Source organism: Dyadobacter sp. CY323 (assembly GCF_021390245.1).
GTDB lineage: Bacteria > Bacteroidota > Bacteroidia > Cytophagales > Spirosomataceae > Dyadobacter.
This window is the reverse complement of record NZ_JAJUXH010000030.1, coordinates 1-11,606: the sequence shown is the minus strand read 5'-3', so window position 1 is coordinate 11,606 and position 11,606 is coordinate 1. Positions and strand designations below refer to the sequence as shown.

General features: G+C 43.5%; 9 protein-coding genes. 2 read left to right on the top strand and 7 right to left on the bottom strand.

Annotated elements, in window-relative coordinates; genetic code table 11:
* On the top strand, positions 1–2,167 hold a 2,167-nt coding region (locus LZG72_RS27120; protein WP_233878291.1), incomplete at its 5' end, for an outer membrane beta-barrel family protein.
* 72 nt (positions 2,168–2,239) lie between these two features.
* Here the strand turns inward: LZG72_RS27120 and hemC are convergent.
* The 7 genes from hemC to LZG72_RS27085 form a co-directional block, all read right to left on the bottom strand.
* Positions 2,240–3,172, bottom strand: a complete 933-nt coding sequence (gene hemC / locus LZG72_RS27115) for a hydroxymethylbilane synthase (protein WP_233878290.1) — start codon at positions 3,170–3,172, stop codon at positions 2,240–2,242.
* Between the two features lie 18 nt (positions 3,173–3,190).
* On the bottom strand, positions 3,191–4,093 hold the full coding sequence (gene rimK / locus LZG72_RS27110) for a 30S ribosomal protein S6--L-glutamate ligase (RefSeq protein ID WP_233878289.1): 903 nt from the start codon (positions 4,091–4,093) through the stop codon (positions 3,191–3,193).
* Positions 4,094–4,122: 29 nt separating this feature from the next.
* Entirely contained in the window at positions 4,123–4,602 is a 480-nt protein-coding gene (locus LZG72_RS27105) for a RimK/LysX family protein (RefSeq protein WP_233878288.1), read from the bottom strand.
* On the bottom strand, positions 4,599–5,717 hold the full coding sequence (locus LZG72_RS27100; RefSeq protein ID WP_233878287.1) for an ATP-binding protein: 1,119 nt from the start codon (positions 5,715–5,717) through the stop codon (positions 4,599–4,601). Before LZG72_RS27100 ends, LZG72_RS27105 begins: the two co-directional genes overlap by 4 nt.
* Positions 5,718–5,749: 32 nt before the next feature.
* Positions 5,750–6,952, bottom strand: a complete 1,203-nt coding sequence (locus LZG72_RS27095) for a putative sugar nucleotidyl transferase (RefSeq protein ID WP_233878286.1) — start codon at positions 6,950–6,952, stop codon at positions 5,750–5,752.
* Positions 6,953–7,103: 151 nt separating this feature from the next.
* Complete coding sequence (locus LZG72_RS27090; RefSeq protein ID WP_233878285.1) at positions 7,104–7,355, bottom strand: type B 50S ribosomal protein L31; 252 nt, start codon at positions 7,353–7,355, stop codon at positions 7,104–7,106.
* 128 nt (positions 7,356–7,483) lie between these two features.
* The gene (locus tag LZG72_RS27085) at positions 7,484–8,395 is read right to left on the bottom strand and encodes a sugar phosphate isomerase/epimerase (RefSeq protein ID WP_233878284.1); all 912 of its coding nucleotides are present in this window, start codon (positions 8,393–8,395) and stop codon (positions 7,484–7,486) included.
* Between the two features lie 437 nt (positions 8,396–8,832).
* Here LZG72_RS27085 and LZG72_RS27080 point away from each other — a divergent pair, with 437 nt between their 5' ends.
* On the top strand, positions 8,833–11,277 hold the full coding sequence (locus tag LZG72_RS27080; protein WP_233878292.1) for a ribonucleoside-diphosphate reductase subunit alpha: 2,445 nt from the start codon (positions 8,833–8,835) through the stop codon (positions 11,275–11,277).
* Positions 11,278–11,606 lie beyond the last annotated feature (329 nt).

The window sequence follows — 11,606 nt, the reverse complement described above, 5'->3', positions numbered from 1 at the left end:
CATTGTGACGAAGAAAAGTACGATACAGGGTGGAACACTTAATCTCGACACCGGTATCGGTAACAGAGGTTCGAACCTGGGATTGAGAGGAAATTACAGGGTTGGGAAAATGGGTTTCAGTTTGGGCGGGTTTGGCCGGTTTAACTACAATATGCCAGGTAAGTCTGAAAACTTACAGGTTGGAAAAATCGAAAATTTCTCAGTTCGTCAAACCAGCGAATCACAAAACAAAATGGCTTTCGGTTCATACAATTTTGGATGGGATTATGAAATTGATTCGAAAACTTCATTGTCAGCCAGCGTACGTTATGGAATGCGTAACCAGCGTAATACGCAGGAGCTGTCGACATTCGACACGCCTGCAACCGGAGCCATTAAAAATACTTTCAGAGATGTGAATTCAAAGGATTTGTCGGGAACCTGGGATGTTAATATTGATTACATTAAAACGCTGAGCAAGCCACAGCAGGAATTGAGCATTTCAACCCAATTCAGCCGCAATAACCGCACAAACGATTATACCGCGAATGTTTTTAACCTGAGTGGTGTGAGTACAAGAGAATTGCTGGGATCGGAATTGAATGACAACAATAGTCACAATCAGGAAAGTACCGTTCAGATTGATTATCAGACTCCAATCAAAGAAAATCAGCTTTTCGAATTCGGAGGAAAAGGAATTTTCCGTCAGGTTGTAAGTAATATCCAATACGGGGGACTAATCGCAGCCCGCCCGACCAGCGCGCTGGATTATGATCAGAACGTGGCTGCCGGATATCTTTCATATACTTACACAACTAAAAGCCGATTTACGATAAAGGCTGGAACGCGGTATGAATACACGAGCATCGACGCAACTCTGGGGGAGCAAGGTAAACTGGCCTTGCCGGCATATAGTAATCTGGTTCCCAGCCTGAACTTGTCTCAGACTTTTGGAAAAGGGCAAACGATCAAACTGGGCTATAACCGGAGATTGCAACGTCCGGGTATCCAGTTTTTGAACCCAAATATCAATTCATCAAACCCTAAAAATGTTTCTTTTGGTAATCCAAACCTTGATCCTGAGCTTACCGACCAGGTGGAAGTGGGAACAAGCTTTTTCAAAAACACGCTTTATGTGAATGTTTCCGGATTTGCCCGTTTTACCAACAACTCCATTGAAAGCATCCGTACTACCGATAGTCTCGGCGTCATTTCTACGACTTATGGAAATATCGGGGATAAGAAAAATTACGGGGTGAATGTCTTCGGTAATATCACCTTGTTTAAAAGATGGCAGGTTGGCGGCGGATTTGATGCCTATTATGCTAATCTGAAAAATAACAGTCCGGACCCTTCATTGCAATCAAACAACAGCGGTATCGTTGTCAGCGGACGTTTCAGGACCGGTTTGACGATTAAAAATGGCTGGGGCTTACAAGCCGGCGGTTTTGTACGTGGCCGGGATGTCCAGTTGCAGGGAACACAGGCAGGTTTCAGAATGTACGATCTGGGAGTTAAAAAGGATTTCAAAAACAAACGTGGAAGCATTGGGTTTGGAATGGAGAACTTCCTGGCTCCTTCATTCAAAATGAAGACCGAACTTGATTCGAGGACATTTACTCAGACAAATACTAACTATCTGTTTAACAGAGGTTTCAGGTTGAATTTCTCATACCGTTTAGGTAAAATGACTTTCGTTGAACAAAAGACCCGTAGAAGAAAGTCGGTTAACAACGATGACCAGAAAAGTGATGGTGGTGGCGGTATGGGTGATGCCGGCGGCGGTACGCAGAATGCAACGCCTGCTGCAACTCCTGCGATCAGACCACAAGGTGTGGGTGGCGCTGGTGCTCCTGGCGGGCGGCCACAAGGTGCGAGGCCGGCTGGCGCTGACAGTACAGCAAGACCTGCGGGCCAGGGAATGCCAATGCGTTCAGGAATGAGACCGGATTCAACAATGAGAAATCCGAATATGAGACCTGATTCTACGCGCCCGGATTCGATAGCGAAACCAGCTGGAATGCCTACTGATTCAACGGTAAGACCTACGGTAACACCGACTGATTCGACATTGAGACCAGACAGCACTGCAAGACCTGCGCTTCCGGTGACGCCGATCAGACAGGATTCGACTACTGCTCCTGCGAAGCCAGCCACACCGGCTGATTCGCTGCCAAAGAAAGAATAAGTAATGATCTATTATATCAAAAAAGCCCGGATCGGTTGTCGATTCGGGCTTTTTTGCTGGGGCGATTTTCGCTTAATTGTTTTGGTTGATTTCTTTGATCTCCCTCAAAATCTTGTCTGCACCTGCGTCCAGCAACTCGTCTGCCAATGCGGTTCCCAGTTCCTCAGGGAAAGATATGGATCCACTCTGGGTTCGCCGGATGAGCTCATTCCCGTCGAGGCTGACAATGCCGCCGGAAATGTCGATTTGTTCGTGATGTAACGTTGCCAATGCGAAAACCGGAATACTGCAGCCACCTTGCAACCGTTTCAGGAATGCTCGCTCGGTACGCAGGCAAATTTCTGTATCCGAATGATTAAGAAGATCTTTTAGTTTCGTTTTCTTGTCGTCAGCTAATGAAATGGAACATTCAATGGCTACACTACCTTGTCCGACGGCAGGAGTGAATTCATCCAAAAGTAAATGCTCGGCAATCTTATCGTCATATTTCATGCGGTGAACACCGGCATATGCCAGCAGTAATGCATCGCATTGCCCTTCTTCCAGTTTTCTCAGACGTGTTTGCAGGTTTCCCCGCATATCTACGGTTTTAATGTGCGGATAAAAGTGTTTTAAAATGGCGACCCGCCGGGTTGACGAAGTTCCTACCACGAACGTTTCGCCCGATTTGAGAGAAAGGGATGTTTTATTACTTACAAGAACATCATTGGCTTGTTCGCGTTCTGTAAAAGCAATAAGCTCAAATGAATCGTCGAGTTGCGACTGCAGATCTTTCGCGCTGTGGACAGCGATATCAATGGAGCCATTCAAAAGCTGATCTTCCAGTTCCTGGGTAAAAACGCCTTTGCTGCCGATTTTGGAAAGTGATCGGTCCAGTATTTTATCTCCTTTTGTCTCAATAATGACGATTTCCGTTTCTACTCCACCTTTTTGCAGAAGTTCTTCCACGTAATATGCCTGCCATAAAGCGAGCCTGCTTCCGCGTGTTCCAATTTTTATATGCATTACTCAAAAGCTTTTGTTTCAAACTCCGACCGTGTCACCTTCATCGGTAACAATCTTGTCTTCAATATAACTTATAATCAAAGATGCGATATCAATTCCACTCACTTCTTCGATACCCCTCAATCCCGGCGACGAATTGACCTCCATGACCAGCGGTCCTCGTTCGGATTGGAGCATATCCACTCCCGCAATTTTTACGCCTAATGCTTTTGCAGCAGCAATGGCCGTATGTTCTTCTTCCGGCGTGAGTTCAATCATGCTTCCTTCGCCTCCCCGGTGCAAATTCGACCTGAAATCGCCCTCCGCGCCCTGCCGCTTCATTGCTGCAATAACCTTATTACCAATTACAAACGCACGAATATCGGCTCCTTTCGACTCCGCGACGTATTCCTGGATTAAGAAGTTCGCACGTAACCCGTAAAAAGCTTCAATGGTGGATTTGGCAGCTTTGATCGTTTCCGCAAGCACAACACCGACACCCTGCGTTCCTTCCAGTAGCTTAATAACCACCGGCGGTCCGCCCACGAGGTGAATCAGCTCATTGACCTGGGCCGGATTTTTCGCAAATACGGTTTTTGGTATTCCAATGCCCGATTTTGCCAGTACCTGCATACTTCTCAACTTATCCCTGGACCGCAAAATGGCTTGCGATTTGACGGTAGTAAACACTTTCATCAATTCAAACTGACGTACCACCGCACATCCGAATGAGCTCACCGAGGTACCTATTCTCGGGATTGCAGCGTCAATTCCCGTTACCTTTTTTCCTTTATATAAGATGGAGGGATCTTCCCCTTCAATCATCACAAAGCATTTAACGTGATCGATAACCACAGGTTTGTGACCTTTTTGCTTGATTGCCTCCACCAGTCGCCTCGTTGAATAAAGGTCTGGATTAGTGGATAATACGGCGATTTTCATAGTTTGTTGATAAATAAAATGGTCGGGTATCAGGCGGGTTTACTTAAATTCTTGCCTTTGGAACGAACAGATCCGGACGAATGCTTTGACGCTGAAAGGTTTTTTTGTGAAACGTCCACTAAAAACCGGTTTTTAAGCAATTTTCGGCCGAGTAAAATAGGATAGGTCATTTTGCGGCGGTTGGCCAGTGAGAATTCTGTCCGTATTTTTTTTCCAAATAATGTGATCCGCGTTTTGATTACATATCGCTTTTCTTCTTTCCCTGACGAATTTCGGACTATCGTTTCTTTGAAGTCTGAAATAATGAACGATTGCTGAGGTGCGCCTTTCTTTTTGTCGAGGTAAAACTGAAGACGGTCTTCATTTCCTTCTTTCACAATCCTAACCCGCGAACAATGAATGGCAGAAGTAGTCGCGCCCGAATCGATCCGGACGGGTACATTAAACCAGTCGAGCTCGGGCAAATCCGCAATATCTGTCGCCCCGATAATCTGTAAAGACTGTTTCATCTGCGTTGGAAGAATTGAGCAAGTGTCAGGGAGAGGTCCAGAAAAACCATTTTGGCGCGAACATTGCGTTCAATATGATAACAGGCAGTATTTACCTGATCGATCATTTTTTCGAGTGAATCAAAATTAACACTTTTTGAAAAGTTCTGAACGAATGTAAGCTCCTCATCCGGAACCCGAAGCAGCTCGCCAGCTCCATGTGTCCAAACCAGCATGTCGCGGAACAACCTTAATGCGTATTCCAAAAGGCCTTTTTGCCTTTCTTTATTCATTACATCGTAATTGTCGGCCAACTTCACCAAATGCGATACATCATATTTGTAACAGGAACGCATCCAAGCTGCAAACCAGCCTGAACGATCGTCTTCATTTTCTTTGGCAAGTTTTAATGCTTCCGAAAAGTTACCATCGCACAGATAGGTGATTTGATTAGCAGTACCCACACTAATCTGATGGTCTGCAAGAAACGTCCGCACATCCTTATCGGTAAATGCGGGGATCGTAATGCGTTGTGTGCGTGAAATAATGGTCGTCAGCAACTTGTCGGACTGGTCACTAACCAAAAGGAAAAGCGTTTTTTCAGGTGGTTCTTCCAGGATTTTAAGAATCGCATTCGATGAAGAAGCATTCATAATGTCCGGTTTCCAGATCAGGAGGATTTTATATTCACCCTCATATGCTTTTACCGAAAGCTTTTTCAAAATCCCGCGGGCTTCTTCCACAGAAATATTCCCTTGCTTATTATCGGCACCAATGTGATCCAGCCAGTCCGGTAAAATGCGATATGGATTTTCGAGCAAAAATGACCGCCATAATGGGAGAAAGGCTTCGCTGGTTTTTCCGTCGACTTTTTTGGATGTCGCAATCGGGAAAATGAAATGAAAGTCCGGATGGATCAGTTTGCTCATCTTGGCACAGGATGCACAAACGCCGCAAGAATCGTCCTCATTTCGGTTCTCGCAGTTTATATAGGTGGCAAATGCCAGGGCCATCGCTAGTCCGCCGCCACCCGCCGGATAGTCAAAAAGCTGAGCGTGAGCCAAATGGCTATTTTGTACCGAGCGTCTCAGTATAGATTTGATACTTTCTTGTCCCGGTATATTTTTTAAAAGCACGATGTTTAAAATTAAATTGTCCCCGGACCGGGTTAATGTTCAAAAATTGCCCGTTGGTTCTGCGTTTGTTCAAACACAGATCTCAGAATCGCTTCATCCGTTTCACTGAATTCTATTCCTTTTCTCCGGACAGTATCTTTTGCAACCGTCAATGCTTTCTCAAGTCGATATTCTGAAATTCCCTCAGCCGCCCCGCCCCATGAAAACGAAGGAATATGCTTGGCCTGAAATCCTCCTCCGAAGACATTGGCGCTGACTCCGGTGACCGTGCCCGTATTGAACATCGTCGATATTCCGGCTTTTGAGTAGTCGCCCATCATTAAACCGCAGAAGATCAGGCCAGTATCCGTTAATGCATTGGTTTCATAGCTATGCAGTTTAACCGGACTATGGTCATTTTTCAGGTTCGAGTTGTTCGTATTTGCTCCCAGGTTACACCATTCACCCAAGACTGAGTTTCCGAGATAGCCGTCGTGGCCTTTGTTGCTATAACCAAAAACAACGCAATTGCTCACTTCGCCGCCGACTTTACTAAATGGTCCCACCGTGGTATTAGGTCGGATTTTAGTTCCTTGTGCAAGTACCGAATTTTCACCGATTGCAAAAGGTCCCTGGATCATCGACCCCTCCTGTATCAACGCGTTTTTACCAATATAAATCGGCCCGGTTTCAGCATTTAATATGGAGGCTTTGATCACCGCGCCTGGCTCAATGAAGATTTGCGCTGCATTGTAATAATGGGTGTAAGGATCAGAAATTGCTTCTGAGATTCTTCCTTTGGTTATCCTTTCAAAATCGGCCTTGATCTGTGGGCCATTCAAAGAGAATATATCCCAGACATTACGAATCAGTGTGGCAGGCGATGAATGGATCGATAAATTAAACGTATTTATACTAGTTGCGGGATTCCACGGCAATGCGGTCCTGACGGCTAAGACCTCATTTTGATCAGAAACTAATGCAGACTCCACTTCCAGTTGCTGGATTACCTCGACTATTTCTCTGTCAGGCAAAAGACCACCATTAATGAAGGTAGTGACTGTCGAAGTGCGTGCCGGATATTTAGAATGAAGATACGATTCTGTCTGAAATGAAACTGGTGCATTAAGCCAACTGGTCCATTTTTCATCAATGGTATGAATGCCACAGCGGATTTTGGCAACTGGTCGGGTGTATGTAAAAGGCAATAACCGGGTACGTAGCGTAGGGTCGTCAAACAGAATAATTTCAGACATATTATGTGCAGAATGTGCGACCAAAGTTCGGTCATTTTATTGGTTAGCACAAAAAAAGAAGCAGTCTCTTCATGCATTAGCAAGAGACTGCTTCTTTTAAATCTTACCAGAAAATATAGCTAACAGCTAAATGCTAACAGCTAATCGACTATTAAGCTTCTTTGTTTCCGTAACGTTTTCTGAACTTGTCAACACGGCCTGCTGTATCTACAAGTACATTTTTGCCAGTATAAAATGGGTGTGATTGCGATGAAACCTCCACTTTATAAACCGGATACGTTTTGCCATCTTCCATAGTTACGTTTTCAGTAGTCTCTATGGTAGAACGCGTAATGAATTTGAAATCGCTTGATAGATCCCAGAAAACTACTTCTCTATACTTGGGATGAATATCTTTTTTCATTGGTATATGCTATTATGTGTTCGATACAATTCTCAAAAAGGATTGCAAAAGTAAAAATTCTTCTTTTGTAAACCAAGATTGAACCGGTATCTTTTTCAATATTACTTTGATACATAAGCAAATGGGCGTCAAACTTCACTTAACTGCTGTTTCAATACCTCAATACCTCTTTTAGCTTCTTTATCGAAATCAGTGTAAACGAAACATTCAATGGAAAGCCCGCCTTTATAATTGATTTTCTTTAAGGCACTTAGGTAAGGTCTGAAATCATCCCCTTTTACTCCGGGAGGTGTACGGTTTTCCTTTTCAGCAATGTGGCAATGGACAATATGCTTCCCATACTTCACGATTTCAGTGGCCGGTTCATCCTCCTTTAGCATATGATAAATGTCGCACAGGAGCTTAACGGATTTACTTTTAACGGCATCCACAATCTCAACACCTTCTGCCAGACTGTTGATAAAATTGGTTTCTCCGCGATTTAGAGGTTCGACAGCAATTGTAACGCCATATTTTTCAGCTAATGGGGCCATTTTTCTGGTTAAATCAATATGTTGGGCTTTCGCTGTGGCGCGGTCAAAACCGTCCGGGATAACCCTTGAAGCACCGCTTCCAAATACGACATATTGAGAACCACATTCTTTTGCTCTTTTAAGTACCAGCTCGGTGCGCTGCAAAATGGCTTCATGATTTGCATCCGGACCTAGAGTTTTTAAACTGCCGGGCAGCAGGATCACGTAAGACTTAATGGGGAAATTCTTTTGATGAAGTTGTTCAAGGTTCTTTTCATACATTTCGTCCCCACCTTCTGGTATCAGAAATCCGGTTACGGACTCCTCTATATAAGTGCAACCCGATTCTTTCAAAAATGAAGCCTTGCTGTACCCGGCATAAACACCGAGCGGGATCGAATAATCGGGTTTTATAACAGGTGTTGCAAATGCATCTCCGAATAAACCTCCGGTTGCCAGTCCGGCAATGATTCCGGATGATGTTTTAATAAATTCTCTCCGCGTTTCGGGGATATGGTCTTGGCTCATGGTACAAGTAGTTATGAATCGGAAATGATAATTTTTGTAAAGGAAATTTTTAGCTAAATAAATAAAAGTTTACAACTTTGGAATTTATACAAATAATATCTTGTCTATAATCTATTGATTTTCAGAATGGTTTGTGCTGTTGTTTTGTTGATTTTTGAGAATGTGTTAAAAAAAAGTTTACAAATTTTTATATCTGATGTCCTCAAAAATTATTTGTAGAATCTCTTCAATGCTAAATTGTTCTAAATAACTAGGTATAAGATTCTTAACGATTTCTTAATTTGGATTATCCCTATAAACTGGAATTGCTAGCTTAAATACTGGTTGCGAATCTGATTATTTTAATGTTATTTCAAGAGGTTTTTACCAAAACCGTCCCCGAGTGCAATCCCGATTTAACATCACTAACTTCCTAATAAACAACATATTGTATGTCTATGTATGTAATAAAGCGTGACGGTCGCCGCGAATCAGTAAAATTCGACAAGGTCACTGCCCGCATTGAGAAACTCAGCTACGGCCTCGATTCAAAATACGTTCAGCCGGTAGAAGTTGCGAAAAAGGTTGTATCAGGAATTTACGACGGAGTAACTACCGCCGAATTGGACAATCTGGCTGCCGAAACTGCGGCTTCCATGACTACCAAACATCCGGATTATGCGATTCTCGCAGCTCGTGTTGCGATCTCAAATCTTCATAAGAATACATTGAAGTCTTTTTCGGCAACAATGAAACGTCTTTATACATATATAGACTCGAAGACGGGAGAAAATGCATCCTTGATTTCAAAAGAAGTCTATGAAGTGATCCGCCAGAATGCTTCACTTTTTGACTCTACCATTATATATGATCGCGATTATGCCTACGATTACTTCGGCTATAAAACCCTTGAGAAATCATATTTACTTAAAGTTGATGGCAAAATAGTTGAGCGTCCGCAGCATATGTTAATGCGTGTGGCTGTAGGGATTCATCAGGAAGACATTCAGTCTGCCATAGAAACATACCATTTGCTGTCTGAAAAATGGTTTACACATGCAACGCCTACCTTGTTCAATGCAGGCACTCCGAAACCGCAAATGTCATCGTGCTTTTTGCTGACCATGAAGGAGGACAGCATTAATGGAATATATGATACACTCAAAAACTGCGCATTGATTTCTCAATCGGCTGGCGGTATTGGTTTGAGCATTCATGATGTTCGTGCGACAGGTTCTTATATTAAAGGTACAAACGGGCAGTCTAATGGGATTGTACCAATGTTGCGTGTCTTTAACGATACAGCCAGGTATGTGGATCAGGGAGGTGGAAAACGCAAAGGATCGTTTGCCATATATATGGAACCCTGGCATGCCGACATTTTCGATTTCCTGGATCTTAAAAAGAATCACGGAAAAGAGGAACAACGAGCACGTGACCTTTTCTATGCATTATGGATTCCTGACCTATTCATGAAACGTGTCGAAGCAAACGATACATGGTCGTTATTCTGTCCGCACGAATGCCCCGGACTTTCGGACACGCATAGCGAAGAGTTCGAAAAGCTTTACGAGCAATATGAACTGGAAGGGAAAGCCCGTAAAACTATTAAAGCGCAGGATCTGTGGTTCGCCATTATGGAATCGCAGATAGAAACAGGTACACCTTATATGTTGTATAAGGATCATGCAAACAGCAAATCAAACCAGAAAAATCTTGGAACGATTAAGTCGTCGAACCTGTGTACTGAAATTATCGAGTACACTGCGCCGGACGAAGTGGCAGTTTGTAACCTGGCGTCCATTGCTTTACCAAAGTTTGTTGAGCAGGGAGAAGACGGTTTCATGCGTTTTGATCATGAAAAACTACATGCGATTACGAAAGTGATTACTCGTAACCTTAACAAAATCATTGACCTCAATTATTATCCTGTTCCCGAGGCCGAAAAAAGTAATAAACGACACCGACCGATCGGGATTGGAGTGCAAGGTTTAGCCGACGCATTCTGTATGATGCGGATGCCATTTGATTCGGACGAGGCGCGTCAGTTGAATAAGGACGTTTTCGAAACCATTTACTTTGGGGCGATGGAAGCTTCCATGGAGCTGGCTATGCAGCATGGTGCTTATGAAACCTGGGGCGGAAGTCCTATTTCGAAAGGCATTTTCCAATTTGATATGTGGGGAGTTACTCCTGATAGCAATCGCTGGAATTGGGAGAAATTGAGAAAAGATGTTGTAAAGTATGGTGTACGCAATTCATTACTTCTTGCTCCTATGCCAACTGCATCTACAAGTCAGATTTTGGGCAATAATGAATGCTTCGAACCATTCACATCTAATATATATGTGAGGAGGGTTTTGTCGGGAGAATTTGTTGTGGTTAATAAGTACCTTCTCAAAGATCTGGTGAGGCTGGGTCTTTGGAGTGAAGAGATGAAGAATAATCTGGTTCGCGCCAGTGGATCCGTTCAGGCTATTCCGAACATTCCTCAAAACATTAAAGAGCTTTATAAAACGGCTTGGGAGATCAAGCAACGGAGTTTGCTGGATATGTCTGCTGATCGGGGAGCTTTCATTTGCCAGTCCCAGTCTCTGAATATCTTTATGGAGGAAGCTAATTTCGGGAAACTTACATCCATGCACTTCTATGCGTGGAAAAAAGGGCTAAAAACGGGTATGTACTATCTGAGAACGCGCGCAGCATCCGATCCGGTTCAGTTTACAGTAAGCAAGCAAGCAGAGATCCAGCTGGAACCTGCGACAGCAGTAGTCGCTGAGAAGGAGCTAAACTACGTCCAGTACGCGGAGGAGCATGCAAAACCTATTGTTCCCCGGGATAATAGATCTGATATGCAATGCTCGTTAGACGATCCTGAAAGCTGCGAGGCTTGTGGTTCGTAAATAATGAGAGGTTTTAAGAACGGGCTTTTGCTTTCATAGCAAAAGCCCGTTTTGTTTGTGGTACTTAAAAAAGATTTTGTATAAAGTGTCGATTCGCATGTTAAGGCCGGTTAATGAGTGTTCTTGGGATGGGGAAAAATTATTTAAAAATTTTTCAAGCGGACAAAATTGGTTATCAATCGGTTACGATTTTATGAGAAAAAAATGCATAAAATATTTTCCATCAATACTTGCGTGTTAAGAATTAATGCTGCACTTTTGCACTCCCAATCGGGGACAACGGTTTAGCAGACGGCTAAACGACGAGTTCTGAGAGTATCAGAGCAACG